20 protein-coding genes and 1 other RNA gene are annotated in these 16,596 nt (G+C 65.3%); 10 read left to right on the top strand and 11 right to left on the bottom strand.

The features are described from left to right. Nucleotides 1-26 precede the first annotated feature (26 nt). Nucleotides 27-938, top strand: coding sequence for an EamA family transporter (locus JHC81_RS00835; RefSeq protein WP_292169514.1), 912 nt, complete (start codon nt 27-29; stop codon nt 936-938). Here JHC81_RS00835 and JHC81_RS00830 read toward each other — a convergent pair. Continuing rightward, the gene (locus tag JHC81_RS00830; RefSeq protein WP_366465329.1) at nt 935-1,126 is read right to left on the bottom strand and encodes a DUF4169 family protein; all 192 of its coding nucleotides are present in this window, start codon (nt 1,124-1,126) and stop codon (nt 935-937) included. The genes JHC81_RS00835 and JHC81_RS00830 overlap by 4 nt on opposite strands. A 58-nt stretch (nt 1,127-1,184) precedes the next feature. On the opposite strand from JHC81_RS00830, the gene JHC81_RS00825 reads away from it, so the two are divergent. After that, on the top strand, nt 1,185-1,421 hold the full coding sequence (locus JHC81_RS00825; RefSeq protein ID WP_292169512.1) for a DUF2171 domain-containing protein: 237 nt from the start codon (nt 1,185-1,187) through the stop codon (nt 1,419-1,421). Between the two features lie 100 nt (nt 1,422-1,521). Continuing rightward, the gene (locus JHC81_RS00820) at nt 1,522-1,917 is read left to right on the top strand and encodes a YccF domain-containing protein (protein ID WP_292169510.1); all 396 of its coding nucleotides are present in this window, start codon (nt 1,522-1,524) and stop codon (nt 1,915-1,917) included. Here JHC81_RS00820 and JHC81_RS00815 read toward each other — a convergent pair. Together JHC81_RS00815 and fumC are read right to left on the bottom strand one after the other, a co-directional pair. Next, nucleotides 1,914-2,600 (bottom strand): phytanoyl-CoA dioxygenase family protein, encoded by a 687-nt coding sequence (locus tag JHC81_RS00815; RefSeq protein WP_292169508.1) that lies wholly within the window; start codon nt 2,598-2,600, stop codon nt 1,914-1,916. The two genes, JHC81_RS00820 and JHC81_RS00815, sit on opposite strands and share 4 nt — an antisense overlap. A 4-nt stretch (nt 2,601-2,604) precedes the next feature. Next, nucleotides 2,605-3,996 (bottom strand): class II fumarate hydratase, encoded by a 1,392-nt coding sequence (gene fumC / locus JHC81_RS00810; protein WP_292169506.1) that lies wholly within the window; start codon nt 3,994-3,996, stop codon nt 2,605-2,607. A 106-nt stretch (nt 3,997-4,102) separates the two neighbouring features. On the opposite strand from fumC, the gene JHC81_RS00805 reads away from it, so the two are divergent. After that, nucleotides 4,103-4,456: a RusA family crossover junction endodeoxyribonuclease gene (locus JHC81_RS00805; RefSeq protein WP_292169504.1), complete on the top strand. Its 354-nt coding sequence runs from the start codon at nt 4,103-4,105 to the stop codon at nt 4,454-4,456. A gap of 3 nt (nt 4,457-4,459) precedes the next feature. Here JHC81_RS00805 and JHC81_RS00800 read toward each other — a convergent pair whose 3' ends face one another. From JHC81_RS00800 to miaA, 4 genes are all read right to left on the bottom strand, one after another. Further along, nucleotides 4,460-4,873 (bottom strand): hypothetical protein, encoded by a 414-nt coding sequence (locus JHC81_RS00800; protein ID WP_292169502.1) that lies wholly within the window; start codon nt 4,871-4,873, stop codon nt 4,460-4,462. Between the two features lie 72 nt (nt 4,874-4,945). Further along, nucleotides 4,946-5,434 (bottom strand): ClpXP protease specificity-enhancing factor SspB, encoded by a 489-nt coding sequence (locus tag JHC81_RS00795; RefSeq protein ID WP_292169500.1) that lies wholly within the window; start codon nt 5,432-5,434, stop codon nt 4,946-4,948. 70 nt (nt 5,435-5,504) lie between these two features. Beyond that, nucleotides 5,505-5,868, bottom strand: a transfer-messenger RNA (tmRNA) gene (ssrA, locus tag JHC81_RS00790). 241 nt (nt 5,869-6,109) lie between these two features. Further along, nucleotides 6,110-6,985: a tRNA (adenosine(37)-N6)-dimethylallyltransferase MiaA gene (gene miaA, locus JHC81_RS00785; RefSeq protein WP_292169499.1), complete on the bottom strand. Its 876-nt coding sequence runs from the start codon at nt 6,983-6,985 to the stop codon at nt 6,110-6,112. Nucleotides 6,986-7,070: 85 nt separating this feature from the next. Here miaA and JHC81_RS00780 point away from each other — a divergent pair, with 85 nt between their 5' ends. From JHC81_RS00780 to JHC81_RS00755, 6 genes are all read left to right on the top strand, one after another. Next, the gene (locus JHC81_RS00780; protein ID WP_292169498.1) at nt 7,071-8,144 is read left to right on the top strand and encodes an Mrp/NBP35 family ATP-binding protein; all 1,074 of its coding nucleotides are present in this window, start codon (nt 7,071-7,073) and stop codon (nt 8,142-8,144) included. A gap of 47 nt (nt 8,145-8,191) precedes the next feature. Next, a complete protein-coding gene (locus tag JHC81_RS00775; RefSeq protein WP_292169496.1) occupies nt 8,192-8,527 on the top strand; it encodes a metalloregulator ArsR/SmtB family transcription factor in 336 nt (111 codons plus the stop codon). Nucleotides 8,528-8,533: 6 nt separating this feature from the next. Further along, nucleotides 8,534-8,959 carry an arsenate reductase (glutaredoxin) gene (gene arsC, locus JHC81_RS00770; RefSeq protein WP_292169494.1) on the top strand — a complete coding sequence of 142 codons (426 nt, stop codon included), beginning with the start codon at nt 8,534-8,536 and terminating at the stop codon, nt 8,957-8,959. Then, nucleotides 8,956-10,038, top strand: a complete 1,083-nt coding sequence (arsB, locus tag JHC81_RS00765; protein WP_292169492.1) for an ACR3 family arsenite efflux transporter — start codon at nt 8,956-8,958, stop codon at nt 10,036-10,038. Before arsC ends, arsB begins: the two co-directional genes overlap by 4 nt. A gap of 99 nt (nt 10,039-10,137) precedes the next feature. Next, on the top strand, nt 10,138-11,235 hold the full coding sequence (locus JHC81_RS00760) for an NADH:flavin oxidoreductase (protein ID WP_292169490.1): 1,098 nt from the start codon (nt 10,138-10,140) through the stop codon (nt 11,233-11,235). A 99-nt stretch (nt 11,236-11,334) separates the two neighbouring features. After that, a complete protein-coding gene (locus tag JHC81_RS00755) occupies nt 11,335-12,072 on the top strand; it encodes a sterol desaturase family protein (protein ID WP_292169488.1) in 738 nt (245 codons plus the stop codon). Here JHC81_RS00755 and JHC81_RS00750 read toward each other — a convergent pair. The 4 genes from JHC81_RS00750 to topA all read right to left on the bottom strand — a co-directional run bounded on the left by JHC81_RS00750 (nt 12,069) and on the right by topA (nt 16,456). Next, a complete protein-coding gene (locus JHC81_RS00750; protein ID WP_292169486.1) occupies nt 12,069-12,596 on the bottom strand; it encodes a dihydrofolate reductase in 528 nt (175 codons plus the stop codon). The two genes, JHC81_RS00755 and JHC81_RS00750, sit on opposite strands and share 4 nt — an antisense overlap. Before the next feature lie 76 nt (nt 12,597-12,672). Further along, a complete protein-coding gene (locus tag JHC81_RS00745) occupies nt 12,673-12,897 on the bottom strand; it encodes a phosphoribosyl-ATP pyrophosphohydrolase (RefSeq protein WP_292169484.1) in 225 nt (74 codons plus the stop codon). Further along, nucleotides 12,897-13,754: a thymidylate synthase gene (locus JHC81_RS00740; RefSeq protein ID WP_292169482.1), complete on the bottom strand. Its 858-nt coding sequence runs from the start codon at nt 13,752-13,754 to the stop codon at nt 12,897-12,899. Before JHC81_RS00740 ends, JHC81_RS00745 begins: the two co-directional genes overlap by 1 nt. A gap of 74 nt (nt 13,755-13,828) precedes the next feature. Further along, a complete protein-coding gene (gene topA, locus JHC81_RS00735) occupies nt 13,829-16,456 on the bottom strand; it encodes a type I DNA topoisomerase (RefSeq protein ID WP_292169480.1) in 2,628 nt (875 codons plus the stop codon). Nucleotides 16,457-16,596 lie beyond the last annotated feature (140 nt).

Genomic DNA, 16,596 nt, shown 5'->3' with positions numbered 1-16,596 from the left:
AAAGCCCTGAACCGTCTCCCGCAGCCGTGACCCGCCGCATCCTATCGCCCGCCGTCCTGGCGATCGGCGGCGTAGGCATCTGCGCCCTGATCTGGGGAACAACCTGGTATGCGATCACCCTGCAGCTGGGGACAGTGGCACCGCTAGCCTCCATTGTCTGGCGTTTCGGTCTAGCGGCGATCCTGCTGTTTCTCGGTTGTTTGATCTTTCGACTGCCGCTGAGACTGACCCGCGCCCAGCATCTGGCGGTCGCTGCTCAAGGCGTGTTTGCCTTCTCCATCAGCTACAGCTTCACCTATGCGGCCGAGGGGCTGATCGCCTCTGCCATCGTGGCGGTGATCTTTGCGTCGCTGGCCTTCATCAACCTGGTTCTGTTCCGTCTGGCGGCCGGCCAGCGAGCGGCGCTGGCGTCCTGGGGCGGAGCCCTGCTGGGACTTGTGGGGGTGGGCGTCCTGTCCGGCTCGGAAATCCTGGGGGCAGGACTGGGGCAGGGGGCGGCGACCGGTGTCGGTTTCGCCCTGTTGGCCGTGGCGGCCTCGGCGTTTGGCAATCTGTTCGCGTTCAAGGGCCAGGCGGCGGGCGCCGCCGTCATTCCGTCCACGGCCTGGGCCATGGCCTATGGGGCCGTCGTACTGGCTCTGTATGGCCTGGCCACGGGCGTGGAGTGGTCGATAGAGCTGTCGCTCAGCTACATCGGCTCGCTGCTGTATCTGTCGGTGTTCGGCTCGGTGATCGCGTTCGGCCTGTATTTCACCATCGCGCGCGCCCGCGGCTATGCCCTGGCCAGCTATATCTCGGCCCTGACGCCGCCGATTGCGATGCTGGTGTCCGTGCTGTTCGAGGATGCCCGCTTCGGCTGGCCCGCGCTGGTGGGACTGGTACTGGTCCTGGCCGGGCAGGTGCTGTTGATCCGGGCACCCAAGGTGTCGGCGGCCTAGTCCTCGCGCTTCGCGCCATCCAGGACGGCCTGGATACGATCACGCTCGGCCTTGGCAGCCAGCCGTTCTGCCTTGGTCCGGCCTGAGGCGGCCCGATTGGCCGTGGCCTCCAGCGTCTTGGCCGCCTTGGCCCGCGTCTTGCGCGCCCGGTTCAGATTGATGATCTCGCCCATGCCGACCTCTGCCATACGAAACCGTCCCGTGCGGCGTGCATTTTTGAGGGACACCGCAACAGGAGACCTCCCCATGGTAGACCCCACCCTGATCAAGGAACACCTCGAAGTCGTCGGCTCGGACGGCGAACATGTCGGACGCGTCGATCACGTGCTGGGCGACCAGATCGAACTGGCCAAGCTGGACCTGGCCGGTGGCTTCAAACATCACATGATCCCGGTCAGCTGGGTCGAGCGCGTGGACGAGCATGTCCACCTGAACCTGACCAAGGACGAGGCCAAGTCGCGCTGGACCGAGAAGCCCCACTAGGCCGCAGGCTTACCACGAATTCACGAAGGCCCCGCTGATATCGGCGGGGCCTTTGCATATCTGGAGACGGCACCATCCGGGTGCAGGGAGACCAACCGAGTTGATCCGTCCGATTCTGAATGTGCTGTGGTTCATCCTCGGCGGCTGGGCCGCAGGCCTGTTGTGGCTGTTCGGCGGCGCGGTTTTGGCCCTCACGATCGTCGGCCTGCCGTGGACCTTCGCCGCCTGGCGGATCGCCAGCTATTCCTTCTGGCCGTTCGGGCGCGAGGTGGTGTGGCGCGAGCCGGACGCCACGGCCCTGGGCGCGGGCTGTTTCGGCATCGGTCTGAACGTGATCTGGTTCGTCTTCGCCGGCTGGTACATCGCCTTGGCCCATGTGCTGATCGCGGTGGCCGAGGCCATTACCATCATCGGCATCCCGTTCGCGCTGAAGGATCTGGAACTGGCCAAATTGGCCCTGGCTCCCATCGGACGGACGATACGCGACAAGCCTTAGTCGCAGCTGATCCCGAGCCAACTAAGCGGCTGGGGCAGATCTATCGCGGCATAGTCGATCTGCAACACTCGCCGACGTCGGTCGCTGACGGTCGTTGCGGAGGTGTGGAGTATGGGCGTTGAATAGGCCCAGACATCACCTGTCTTAGCGAGGCAGGTGAACTGCGCATGACGCGCCGCTACGGATGCTGACTCAGTTGCCGGAACAAGGCCAAGGCGATGGGAGCCGAGAGCAATCGTCAGGGGCGCATTGCTGTTATCGCAGTCATCTAGATGCAACCTCAGCGTAGCCATTTGCTCAAGCACCCCCATCGGCGGAGCAACATGACAAAGCCCGTCTTTTACCGACCAGGGGCCGAAGCCCTCGACATCGTGACGTGCACAAACCGGTATGGTCCGGTCCTGATGCCATGCGACGGTCCAGTTTGCGTCTCGGGTCTTGTCGAACAGCACAGCGCGAACCGGTCGTGCAGACGTGCCAATCAGTGAGGCGGCGATGCCTCCGACTGAACCGGCAACCGATAGCAGCGCTTCGACGTCCGGCTCGACCAGTAGCCTGCGGCCTGGCATTCCATTGAGGTTGCAAGCAAGTCGCGCCGCCAAACCTTCGGCATCGGACCGGGAGATCACGCCGGCGAAGTGACGGGCACCATCTCCCTCAAAGTCCAAGTCTGGCGTTTGCATTGCCTCACCCAGGCGAGATCATCTTCTCGGGGCGCACGGCCTCATCGAACTCGGCGTCGGTCAGATAGCCGCCGCCGACGGCTTCTTCCCGCAGGGTTGTGCCGTTCTTGTGCGCCGTCTTGGCGATCTTGGCGCAGGCGTCGTAGCCCAGCTTGCCGTTCAGGGCGGTGACCAGCATCAGCGAGTTGTTCAGGCCACGCTCGATATTGTCGATGCGAGGCTCGATGCCGACGACGCAGTTGTCGGTGAAGCTGACGGCCGCGTCGGCCATCAGCCGGACCGACTGCAGGAAGTTGTAGGCCATAACGGGGTTGAAGACGTTCAGCTCGAAATGCCCTTGGGAGCCGGCGAAGGTGATCGCCGCGTGATTGCCGAACACCTGGACGCAGACCTGGGTCAGGGCTTCGCACTGGGTCGGATTGACCTTGCCCGGCATGATCGACGATCCGGGCTCGTTTTCCGGCAGGGCCAGTTCGCCCAAGCCTGAACGCGGGCCGGAGCCCAGGAAGCGGATGTCGTTGGCGATCTTGAACAGCGAGGCGGCGACGGTGTTGATCGCGCCGTGGCTCATAACCATCGCGTCATGGGCGGCCAGGGCCTCGAACTTGTTCGGGGCGGTGGTGAACTTCAGGCCGGTGATCTGGGCGATCTTGTCGGCGACGCCTTCCGCGAAGCCGATGGGCGCGTTCAGGCCGGTGCCGACGGCGGTGCCGCCCTGGGCCAGTTGCATCAGGTCGGGCAGGGTGGATTCGATCCGCTCGATGCCCTTGGCGACCTGCTGGACGTAGCCGGAGAACTCCTGACCGAGGGTCAGGGGGGTGGCGTCTTGGGTGTGGGTGCGGCCGATCTTGATGATGTCCTTCCACGCCTGGGCCTTGTCGTTCAGGGCGTTGTGCAGGGTCTGGAGCGCGGGCAGCAGGCGGTGGACCACCTCTTCGGCGCAGGCGACGTGCATGGCCGTGGGATAGGTGTCGTTGGACGACTGGCTCATGTTGACGTGGTCGTTGGGATGGACCGGTTTCTTGGACCCCATCTCGCCGCCCAGCATCTCGATGGCGCGGTTCGAGATCACCTCATTGGCATTCATGTTCGACTGGGTGCCGGAGCCGGTCTGCCAGACCACCAGCGGGAAGTGGTCGTTTAGCTTGCCCTCGATCACCTCGTCGGCGGCGCGGACGATGGCGTTGCCGATGGCGGGATCGAGCCGCCCAAGCGCCATATTGGTTTCGGCCGCCGCGCGTTTGACGATTCCCAGGGCGCGGACGATGGGCAGAGGCTGTTTTTCCCAGCCGATCCTGAAGTTGCCGAGGCTGCGCTGCGCCTGGGCGCCCCAATAACGATCCGAGGCGACCTCGATCGGGCCAAAGGTATCGGTCTCGGTGCGGTGTTCGGTCATGGCGCGGGCGGCTCTCTCAGACGTGGCGGAGGAATGCGCAGGCGTGTAGCACGGAGGCGCGAAGGGGCAAGGACGGAGCGGCCATCATGCGAACAGGGGCCAGGGCATGACCGCCAGCTGGATCGGCACCGGCAAGGTCCGCGCGCGTGAGACCGGCGACGTCGTCGAGATCACCATCGAGGGCCTGACGACCCAGGCCAAATACTACAAGCCGCTGGTCTATGAGTTCATGCGCAAGGAGTGGTCGTCGCGGCCGTCCTACGGCGATTACACGGTCGAAATCCTGATGGAGCATATCGGCGATCCGCCGTGGATGGACCTGGACAATCTGGCCAAGGCCCTGCTGGACGCCATCAAGGGCTATCTGTTCCACGACGACAGCCAGGTCGCGCGCCTGCTGGTCGAGCGCCGCCAGGGCGAGCGGGAGCGGATCACGATCCGGGTTTTTCCGAGGGCATAAAGCCTATTGTACCAGCCTGAAACCAGGAGGTGCCTGGGTTTCGACATGCGTAGGGTGGTACATGTCGAGGTATAGGGTTGTCTTACTCGGCGACGAGCCAGGACATTGAACATCATAACCATCGACGATCTGGCCGTAAGGACCCATGCCCATACTGCCGATCCGCTCGAACTGTGGTGCCCGATTGTCTGAACAGCGCAGACGGGAAACATAGTCGCGCTGGCCGGGAGGCATGTTGACCCTGATTGGATTGGCTTCGCTGCTCAGCGGATGCCCGGTCAGACCCGCCGCGATCCTGTCAGCGCGTTCGGCTGGAACGCCGCTGAACATTTCAGCAAAAGGATCGTCGGGCCCCGCAGTCCCGCTGGCGCAACTGCCAAGACACAGCGTCGCCGCGAACGCCACCAGATACCGCATAGCCATTGCTCCCACCCTTGTCGGTGGGGAGGTTACAGCATCTGTTCGCTCGGGAAGGACGGTCTTCTTAGACTATTTCTTGCGGAACTGGTCCAGCGAAACGACCTTGGGGCCGTCGTCGTCGCTTGGAGTGGGAGCCTTGGCGGGCTCGGCCGCCTCGATCTCCTGCACGATCTCGTCGACGGTGACCGGCTCCTCGAACTGCAGCAGGAACTGGACCGAGGGGTCATAGAACCGCGTCACGGCCGTATAGGGCATGGACAGGACCTTGGGCATGCCGCCGAACTTGAGCATGACCGAAAACCGCGTCGGCTCCACCGTCAGGTCCCAGTACTGATGTTGGAGCACCACGGTCATCTCTTCGGGGTATTTGGCCAGGACGTCGGGCGGCACGCTGACGCCCGCCGCGCGGGTCTTGAAGGTGATGTAGAAATGGTGCGCACCAGGAATGCCCTCGGGCATGGCGGCCCGTTCCAGCGCCAGCCGGATGACGCCGCGCAAGGCATCCTGCGCCAGGGCGTCATAGTGCATCTCGTCGACGGGGGGCGTCTCTTCGGCCATGGATCGCTCTCGTGTTCGCGCGAGGTGTAGCGGGGCCGCGCGGCGGACGAAAGGTGGCTTTTGAGGGAAAAGTGCCAGGGGTTCTGTTGGCAGGCCCCCTGGCGGCCCCGCCTGAGGATCTGAACCCCCAGGACTTAAGTTGGAATTACCGGAACCGCATTACGCGGCGACAGCGTATTCCCCAGCGAAGTTATCGTTCGCAGTTAGAAAATGGCCCGATACGGTGGGCCAGGACGAGCGAAAGCAGTCTTCTTTACACGTCCGTCGATGCTAGTCGGCCCCATATGCCTCCGCCGATAACGCGGGGAGAAATGGTGGAGCCGCCGGGAATCGCACCCGGGTCCGGTCCGCTTATTACAAGCGCGTTTATCGCCATATCCGGAGCAAGCCCCGGCTCCATCAATATAGGGCATCCGTTCCCCCGTTCAAAGGGGCATGACGCCGAACGGTCGTCACCCTCCGCCTGTGCGGCCCGTGGCCTTGCCGGTGCCCTCACATACCGGACAGGTGTCGCCCGACGTCAGGGTGCCGCGCCCTTCGCATTCGGGACACAGGCTCGCGTCCGGTGTGAGATTGGCCGTTGGATCGGCGGGGTCTTCGGGGAAAAGGCCCCGGTCCTGAATGTCATGCGGGTCCATAGGGTCTGAACGGCTGGACCATGCGACGGTTCAATGGTCAGGCTGCTCTGGGCCAATCCGCCGTCTGGTTGCGGAACCAGGTCAGTTGGCGCTTGGCATAGTTGCGTGTGGCCTGCTGTGTGACCGCGATGGCGTCATCCCGGCTGATCGAGCCGCCCAGATGCGCCGAAAGTTCTCGGACGCCTACCGCTTTCATGGCGGGCAGGGCGGGGTCCAGCTTTCGCCGGATCAGAGCCTGGACCTCGTCCAGTGCCCCGTTGGCGATCATACTCTCCACGCGACGGTCGCACCGGGCATAGAGGACCGCTCGGTCCGGTTCGACGACGCAGCCGGTCCATGACCCCGGGGCGAGCAGAGGCGTCGTGTCGGCGGACCAGTCGCTGAGGGCGCGTCCGGTGTGCTCGGCTACGGACATGGCCCGGATCAGGCGTTGACGGTCGCCCGTCTCGATCCGCTGTGCCGCCTGCGGGTCCCGGGTCGATAGCCGACTGCGGAATGCGGCCTCGCCCTCGGCATCGAACGTCTGCTCGACGGTATCGCGGACCTCGACTGGTACATCGGGAATATCCGCTAACCCCTTGGTCAAAGCTGTGAAATATAGTCCGGTTCCCCCGACCAGCAGCGCCTGACGACCGGCCTCGCCCAACTCGGCCAGGATGGGCATGACGGCGCGGGCCCAGCGGCCGACGGACCAGGCCTCTGCCGCATCGGCCACGCCGTACAGCCGGTGCTCGACCGCCGCCTCGTCCTCGACCGAAGGACGGGCGGTCAGCACCCGCAGGTCTGCATACAGCTGCTGGCTGTCGGCATTGATGATGACCGCCCCGGTTTCGCGGGCCCGCGCCATGGCCAGGGCCGACTTGCCCGAGGCGGTCGGTCCGGCGATCAATTCGATCTGGGGCGGTCGGGACAAATCGGCGCTCGCGGAGAGGGGGCTTTCGGCGATAGAAGGCCCGCACACGCACCGCAACCCCGAAGCTCCTTCCAGAGGCCGCGTCTTGCCCGACCGCGACACCGTTATCGCCACCCTTGATGCCATCCTCGATCCCAAAAGCGGGCAGGGGCTGGTCGCGGCAGGACTGGCGCAGGGGCTGACCGTCACCGAGGATCGCGCGGGCTTCGTCATGGAGGTGCCGGCGGGAGACACCGCCTTGTATGCGCCCATCCGCGACGCCGCCGAGGCTACCCTGAAGGCCTTGCCTGGCATGACCCGCGTCTCCGTCGTCCTGACCGCCGAGACGGCGCCGGCGACCAAGCCGGTGCGCACCGCGTCCCTGTCGCCCCAGGCGGTGGACCAGACCCGCGCCAAGGCTCCCGTCCCGACCGATCGGCCTGCGCATGTTCGCCGGGTCCTGGCCATCGCCAGCGGCAAGGGCGGGGTGGGCAAGTCGACGGTCGCGGTCAATCTGGCGGCGGCCCTGTCGGCGCAGGGGCTGCGCGTGGGCCTGCTGGACGCCGATGTCTACGGCCCGTCTCTGCCAACCATGCTGGGCCTCTCCGGCAAGCCGGAGTACCGCGACGGCATGATGCAGCCGCATGAGGCGTACGGGCTGAAGGCCATGTCGGTGGGCCTGCTGACCGGGGCGGGGGATGCCATGGTCTGGCGTGGGCCGATGGCGTCCCAGGCCCTGACCCAGATGCTGACCCAGACGCGCTGGGGCACCGCCGAGGAGCCGCTGGACATACTGGTCGTCGACCTGCCGCCCGGCACTGGCGACGTGCAGCTGACGCTGATCCAGAAGACGCCGCTGGACGGGGCCGTCATCGTCTCCACGCCGCAGGAAGTCGCCCTGGCCGACGCCCGCCGGGCGCATGCGCTGTTCCAGAAGGTCGGGGTGCAGACACTCGGGCTGATCGAGAACATGTGCGGCGACGTTTTCGGTCGGGGAGGGGCGGAGGCCGAGGCGGGGCGTCTGGACGTGCCCTATCTCGGTGACCTGCCGCTGGACGCCAGCTTACGCGAGGGTGGCGATGCGGGTCGGCCCGTTGTGGTCAATGAGCCGGGTGGCAATGTCGCCCAGCGGTTCATGGCCTTCGCCGGTGCCATCCGGGAGGCTCTGGCGCTGAACTGACGGCCATCCTGTCTTGCAGCAATCCATAATTCCACTATCGTGGAACTATGGAAACCGAATCTGCCCTGCTTGGTTTTGCGGCGCTTAGCCAATCGACGCGCCTCGAGACCTTCCGCCTGCTGGTGCGCCATGAGCCCGAGGGTCTGGCGGCGGGCGAGATTGCGGATCGCCTGGCGGTCCCGGCCAACACCCTGTCGGCCCATCTGGGGGTGCTGTCTCGCGCCGGCCTGGTCACGGCCACGCGCCACAGCCGCTCGATCATCTATCGCGCCGACCTGAGCCGGCTCAGCGATCTGGTGCTGTTCTTGGTCAAGGACTGCTGCCAGGGCCGGTCGGAACTGTGCCAACCCCTGGTGGCCGAACTGGCCCCCTGCTGCGCCTGAGGCCCCATGGACGTCGTCATCTATCACAACCCCGCCTGCGGCACGTCGCGCAACACCCTGGCACTGATCCGGCATGTCGGCATCGAGCCGCATGTCGTTGAATATTTGAAGACTCCGCCCAGCAGGGCCCTGGTGGCATCGCTGGTCCGGCGCATGGGTGGCAGCGTCCGCGACCTCCTGCGTGAGAAGGGCACGCCCTATGCCGAGCTGGGTCTGGACGAGCCGTCCCTCACCGACGACCAGCTGCTTGATGCGATCGAGGCCCATCCGATCCTGATGAACCGACCGCTGGTGGTCTCGCCGCTGGGCGTGAAGCTTTGCCGCCCGTCGGAAGTGGTGCTGGACCTGCTCCCGGCCGAGGGGCTCAAGCCCTTCACAAAGGAGGATGGAGAGGTCGTCGTCGATGGTGATGGACGCCGGGTTCGCGGATGACCGAGGCCGCCGTCGCCAAGCGAGCCCGCCTGTCCTTTCTGGATCGCTGGCTGACGCTGTGGATTTTCGTGGCCATGGGGCTGGGCGTTCTGCTGGGAACGGTGGTGCCCGGCCTACCGGGCTGGATCGACAGCCTGTCGGTCGGCTCGACCAACATCCCTATCGCCATCGGCCTGATCCTGATGATGTATCCGCCACTCGCGCGGGTGAAATACGAGGAACTGCCGCGGGTCTTTGCCGACAAGCGGGTGCTGGCCCTCTCGCTGTTTCAGAACTGGGTTTTGGGCCCGGTGCTGATGTTCGCCCTGGCCGTGATCTTCCTGCGCGACCAGCCGGAATACATGACCGGGGTGATCCTGATCGGCCTGGCCCGCTGTATCGCCATGGTCCTGGTCTGGAACCAGCTGGCGCGGGGCGACAATCAGTATGTGGCGGGTCTGGTGGCCTTCAACTCGATCTTCCAGATTGCCTTCTTCAGCATCTATGCCTGGCTGTTCCTGACCGTTCTGCCGCCCCTATTCGGTCTGGAAGGCAGCGTGGTGGACGTCGGCTTCTGGACCATAGCCGTCGCCGTCCTGATCTATCTGGGCCTGCCGTTCCTGGGTGGTTTTCTGACCCGCCGGGTGCTGATCGCCCGCAAGGGAGCCGACTGGTACGAGAGCCGGTTCCTGCCCCGCATCGGACCGGTGACCCTGATAGCCCTTCTGTTCACCATCACGGCCATGTTCAGTCTGAAGGGCGGCGAGGTGGTCGCCCTGCCGCTGGATGCGCTTCGCATCGCCATTCCGCTGACGATCTATTTTCTGGTCATGTTCGTGGTCAGCTTTCTGATGGGGCGGCTGATCCAGACCGATTATCCGCGCACCACGGCCTTGGCGTTCACGGCGGCGTCCAACAATTTCGAACTGGCCATTGCCGTCGCCATCGCCGCCTTCGGCCTGGCCTCTCCGGTCGCTTTTGCTGCCGTCATCGGGCCGCTGGTCGAGGTGCCGGTGCTGATCCTGCTCGTCTCTGTCGCCCTATGGCTGGGTCGCCGCTACTTCCCCGACACGGCCCCGAAGAAGGAGGTCTGCGGATGAGCCAACTTTTTCGACCGATAGGGTTTTCAAACGCAACCTGAATCGCCACCTTGGCGGTTCCAGTCCCGCTCGCCCGGGATAGTTGCCAGAGAGACCGCGATGTCCGTCGAGACCCTGTTCCGTCCGTTTACCGTCAAGAACCTGACCTTGCCGAACCGCATCGTCATGGCCCCGATGACCCGGTCCTTCTCGCCGGGCGGCATTCCGACCAGCGACGTCGCCGCCTATTATCGCCGGCGGGCCGAAGGCGGCGTCGGACTGATCATCACCGAGGGCACGGTGGTCGAAAGGCCCGCCGCTCGCAACGACGCCGCCGTCCCGGTCTTTCACGGCGAGGCTCTGCCGGAATGGAAGAAGGTGGTGGAAGAGGTTCACGCCGCGGGTGGCCTGATCGCGCCGCAAATCTGGCACGTCGGTGCGGCGCGCGGCCAGGGTGCGGACTGGCAGCCGCTGGGTCAGGTCGACAGCCCCTCCGGTCTCGTTGCCCCGGGCAAGCAGAAATATGAGGCCATGACCGAAGAGGACATCGCCGACACCATCGCCGCCTTCGGTCGGTCGGCCCGTGCCGCCCGCGATCTTGGCTTCGACGCCGCCGAAATCCATTCCGCCCACGGTTATCTGATCGATCAGTTCTACTGGGCCGGTCTGAACGCGCGGGGCGATCGCTGGGGCGGCCCGACGATCGCGGAGCGCGCTCGCTTCGGCGTCGAGGTCGTCAAGGCGGTGCGCGAGGGCTTGGGCCCCGACATTCCTCTGATCATCCGCCTGTCGCAGTGGAAGCAGCAGGACTACGACGCCAAGATCGCCCACAATCCCGACGAGATGGCCGAGTGGCTCCTGCCCCTGTCCGACGCGGGTGTCGACGTCTTCCACTGCTCGCAGCGCCGCTTCTGGGAGCCGGAATTCGAGGGGTCTGACCTCAACTTCGCCGGCTGGGCCAAGGTCATCACCAAGAAGCCGACCATTTCCGTGGGCTCGGTCGGACTGGACGGCGAGTTCATCGCGGCCTTCGGCGGTGCGGGCTCCAACCCGGCGTCGCTGGACGGCCTGATCGAGCGGATGGAGCGCGACGAGTTCGACCTGATCGCCGTAGGCCGCGCCCTGCTGGCCGACCCGCGCTGGGTCGAGAAGGTCCGCGAGGGGCGAAATGACGAACTGATGGCGTTCGATCGCTCCGCGATGGCGACGCTGACCTAAGGGACGAGGTTAGAGGTTTGAGGGATGAGGGTCTTGGCCTAGGGTCGAGTCCCAGCGGGGATGGCCGACATCCCTCATCCCTCATCCCTCGAACCTCCCTTGCTCCTCGCCGTCCTGATCACCACCGCCTGGCTCAGCCTGATCATCGGGCTGCGCTATCTGCTGATCGCGGGCGGGGTGTGGTGGATGCAGTGGGGCAGGGCGCGGGGCCTGGGGCGACAGCTGAACCGTGACCGCCCGTCGCGCCGTCTGATGCTTCAGGAAATCCGCTTCTCCCTGATCGCCACCCCCATCTATGCCCTGCCTGCGGCCATCGCGCTGGAGGCGTTCAAGGCGGGGGGGACCCGGATGTATCTGGACCCGGCGCAATACGGCCTTTGGTGGCTGCCGGTCAGTTTTCTGCTGTTGCTGATCGTGCAGGACACCCACTATTACTGGACGCACCGGCTGCTGCATCACCCAAAGCTGTTCGCCATCGCCCATGCCGGCCATCACCGCTCGCGCGAGCCCAGCCCCTTCGCCAGCTTCGCCTTCGACCCCATCGAGGCAGTCCTGACCGCCTGGGTCCTGCCGCTGATGGTGTTCCTGATCCCGGTCAATCTGTGGGTCGTGGCCCTGCTGCTCACGGTCATGACAGTGACCGCCGTGATGAACCATTGCGGCTGGGAGATGTGGCCGGATCGCTGGGTGCGCTCACCGCTGGGGCGTCACCTGATCACCGCCACCCATCATGGCCGCCACCACACCCATATGAAGACCAACTTCGGCCTTCACCTGCGCTTCTGGGATCGGCTGTGCGGCACGGATGCCATGCCCGAAGTCAAAGACCGCAGTTAGCGGCGGTCCAGCACGCGAAAGACGAAATCGTGGTCGTCCTTTTCGCCCGCCGCATGCGCCTCTGATGCTGTTTCCGTGAAGGCTTCGGCGTCAAACTCCGGGAAGAAAGCGTCGCCGTCCGGCGCGGCATCGACCTCGGTGATATACAGCCGTTTGGCGCGGGGCAGGGTGGCCTCAAACAGGGCGGTGCCGCCGATCACGCAGACCTCGTCCACGCCGTCGTCCTCGGCCTGTTCCCGCGCGATCTCGATGGCTTCGTCCAGGCTGGTGCAGACCAGCGCGCCCTTGGGCGACTGATCGGTGCCATAGGCCTCGTCGCGCGTCAGCACGATGTTCAACCGCCCAGGCAGGGGCTTCAGCGGCAGGCTCTCCCAGGTCTTGCGGCCCATGATGCACGGCTTGCCCATGGTGATGGCCTTGAACCGTTGCAGATCGCTGCGCAACCGCCAGGGCAGGTCGCCGTCGCGACCGATCACGCCATTGCGGCCTCGCGCGACGACCAGGGCGATACGGGCAAGGGGCATCAGGTCGTCTCCAGCCATTTCAGCCATTTGCGACGCATCGCCGCCTCCAGGTCGATGCCCGCGCCGTCGCAATAGATCAGCAGCATCCCAGCACATCCGCCGCCTCATCGCCTTGTGCCTGCACATCCGCCTGACCCCGCGCTCGCCCGCTGATGCGCAGATGCTCGGCCGTCAGCTCGCCCAGCTCCTCCTGTAGCTTCAGCAATGCCCAGTCGCCGGACCGGTCGATCCCGTGCTCGGCGGCATAGATGTCGGAGATGCGCAGGACGTCGTCTTGCAAGGCCTTGAGGTCCAGCGTCATCAGACCGCGATCGGCGCCTTGATGTGCGGCCAGGGCGCGTAGTCGCTGAGCACGAAGTCCTCCAGCGCATAGGCGAACAGGTCATCCTTCGGCGCGATGGTCATGGTCGGCAGGGCCAGGGGTTCGCGGCTCAGCTGGGTCTCGGCCTGTTCGACGTGGTTCAGATACAGGTGGGCGTCGCCGAAGGTGTGGACGAACTCCCCGGGCTCCAGCCCCACGACCTGGGCGATCATCATGGTGAGAAGGGCATAGGAGGCGATGTTGAACGGCACGCCCAGGAAGACGTCGGCGCTGCGCTGATACAGCTGGCAGCTCAGCTTGCCGTCGGCCACGAAGAACTGGAACAGGCAGTGACAAGGCGGCAGGGCCATGTCGTCCACGTCCGCGGGGTTCCAGGCGGTGACGATGTGGCGGCGGCTGTTGGGATTGGTCTTCAGTCCGTGGACCAGTTTCTCGATCTGGTCGATGACCCGGCCATCCGGCGCGGTCCAGGATCGCCACTGCTTGCCATAGACGGGGCCCAGCTCGCCCTCGGCATCCGCCCATTCGTCCCAGATGCGGACGTTGTGGTGCTTGAGGTAACCGATGTTTGTCTCGCCGCGCAGGAACCACAGCAGTTCGACGATGATGGAGCGCAGATGCAGCTTCTTGGTCGTCAGCAGGGGAAAGCCCTTGGACAGGTCGAACCGCATCTGACGCCCGAACACGCCCAGCGTCCCCGTGCCCGTCCGGTCGTCGCGCCGTGCGCCATTGTCCAGGATATCGCGCAGCAGATTCAGATACTGCCACTCCGGATGGTCGGCAGGCGCGGCCCCGGTGCGGGCGTGAAGATCGGCGAGGGCGACGGCGGCGTTCATGGCGACACTGTGTCGTTGATTCGCCCCGTTTGGCAGGCCGATGATTCGGTTGCTCACAGAAAGTTGGCCGGGTCTCAGGCCGTCTCTGCCGCAGCCTTCTTCTTCGCCGGAGCCTTTTTCTTGGCCGCAGGTTTTTTCGCCGCCGCCTTCTTTGGTGCCGCCTTCTTGGCCGGAGCCTTCTTGCCCTTGGCCGGGGCCGCCGCCGCGCGCGCCGCCAGCAGGGGCAGGGCCTCTTCCAGCGTCAGGGCTTCGGGTGCCGTCCCCTTGGGCAGGGTCGCATTGATCTTGCCCGATTTGACATAGGGGCCGAAGCGGCCGGCCATGACGTGGATGGGCTCGCCCGTTTCCGGGTGCGCGCCCAAATCCTTCAGCGGAGCCGCTGCGGCACCACGCCCGGCGAACTTGCCCGCCCGTTTTTCGGCCAGCAGGACGACGGCACGGTTCAGCCCGACCTCGAACACCTCGTCGATATCGGCGACATTGGCATAGGTGCCGGCGTGCAGCACGAAGGGGCCATAGCGGCCGAGGCCGGCCGTGATCATCTTGCCGTCCTCGGGATGCGGCCCGACTTCGCGTGGCAGGGCTAGCAGGCGCAGGGCCTGATCCAGGTCCAGCGATGCGGGTGACCAACCCTTGGGCAGGGACGAGCGTTTCGGCTTCTCCTCACCGGGCGGTGTGGTTTCCACATAGGGCCCGAACCGCCCGATCTTCAGCTGCACCGGCTGGCCGGTCGCGGGATCGACGCCCAGTTCGCGGTCGCCACCCTCGGCCCCGCCGACCGCCGCATCCGGAGACGCGACGGGCCGGGTGAATTTGCAGTCGGGATAGCGCGAGCAACCGACAAACGCCCCGAACCGGCTGGTCTTCAGGCTCAGCTGACCCTGATGGCACAGCGGGCACTCGCGCGGATCGGATCCATCCTCCTTCTGCGGGAAGATATGCGGCCCCAGCGACTCGTTCAGCGCATCCAGGATGGCGGTGGTGCGCAGCTCGCCCGCCGCGCTGGTCGCCGCATGGAAGTCCGTCCAGAACTCGCGCAGCAGCACCTTCCAGTTCAGGTCGCCGGCCGAGACCTCATCGAGCCGGTTTTCCAGCGCGGCGGTAAAGTCGTACTCGACCCATTTGGCGAAGAACTGTTCCAGAAAGGCCGTGACCAGCCGTCCCTTGTCCTCCGGATAGAAGCGGTTCTTGTCGGTCCGGACGTATTCGCGGTCGCGCAGGGTCGTCAGGATGGAGGCATAGGTCGAAGGTCGGCCGATCCCCAGCTCTTCCAGCTTCTTGACCAGGGTCGCTTCCGAATAGCGTGGGGGCGGTTCGGTGAAGTGCTGGTCGGTGCGGATCGCATCGACCTTGGCGAAGGCCCCTTCCTTCAGCGCGGGCAGGCGGGTGGTGTCGTCCTCGTCGTCGGCCCCGTCCTTGGGCTTGTCGTCGCGGCCCTCTTCGTACACGGCCATGAAGCCGTCGAAGGCCACGACCTGGCCGGTGGCGCGCAGGGCGGTCTGGCCGGTCGGCTCCTCGATCTCGACCGTGGTGCGGTCCAGACGGGCGGACTCCATCTGGCTGGCGATCGTCCGCTTCCAGATCAGTTCGTACAGCTTCTGCAGATCGCCATCGAGACGCAGGGTCTCGGGCGCACGGGTCATGTTGGTCGGGCGGATGGCCTCGTGCGCTTCCTGAGCGTTCTTGGCCTTGGTCTTGTAGTATCGCGGCTGCTCCGGGACGTAGGCGGGGCCGAAACGGTCGCCGATGACCTCGCGGGCCTGAGCAATGCCTTCGGGACTGACCGACAGGCCGTCGGTCCGCATATAGGTGATCAGGCCGCCCTGATCGTCCACGCCTTCATACAGCTTCTGCGCCGCCTGCATGGTGCGTTGGGCGGTGAAGCCCAGCTTGCGGCTGGCTTCCTGTTGCAGGGTTGACGTCATGAAGGGTGGGCTGGGCGCGCGCTTGACTGGCTTCTTTTCCACCGAGTTAATGGTGAAGGTCCCGGCGTTGATGGCGTCGCGCGCGGCCGTGGCCATGGCTTCGGACACGATATCCAGACGCTGCACCCGCTTGCCGGCATGTTTGACCAGTCGGGCGGTGAACGGCGGGCTGTCGGCGTTCAGGTCGGCCTCGACGGACCAGTATTCCTGAGGCTTGAACTTCTCGATCTCCATCTCGCGGTCGACGACGATACGCAGGGCGACCGACTGCACCCGCCCCGCAGAGCGCGCGCCCGGCAGCTTGCGCCACAGGACCGGCGACAGGTTGAATCCCACCAGATAGTCCAGCGCGCGCCTGGCCAGATAGGCCTCGACCAGTTCCATGTCGATCTGGCGCGGGGCTGCCATGGCCTCCAGCACAGCCGACTTGGTGATGGCGTTGAAGGTGACCCGCTCGACGTGCGTGTCCTTCAGGACCTTCTTCTTGGTCAGGATCTCCAGCACATGCCAGCTGATCGCCTCGCCCTCGCGGTCGGGGTCGGTGGCCAGGATGACGCGATCGGAGCGTTTGGCGACCTCTGCGATCTCGCTCAGACGCTTGGAGGCCTTGGCGTCGATCTCCCACGACATGGCGAAATCGTCGTCCGGGAGGACCGAGCCGTCCTTGGACGGCAGGTCGCGGACGTGACCGTAGGAGGCCAGGACGGTGTAGTCCGAGCCGAGATATTTGTTGATGGTCTTGGCCTTTGCGGGGCTCTCGACGACGACGAGGTTCATGCGGGGAGGGGGCCTTTCAGAGGGCCGGGAAGGTGGTTGGCGCAAGGCTCGCTGTCAATCGCACCTATGTCAGAAGATATTTAGGATTGTGTCGTAGATTGCTAACACACCATAGGTTGTGCAACATTGGGTGGGCGCGA

The organism is Brevundimonas sp. (assembly GCF_016463295.1).
Classification (GTDB): Bacteria; Pseudomonadota; Alphaproteobacteria; order Caulobacterales; family Caulobacteraceae; genus Brevundimonas.
The sequence above is the reverse complement of the archived record's forward strand: the minus strand, read 5'-3'. Positions and strand labels throughout refer to the sequence as shown.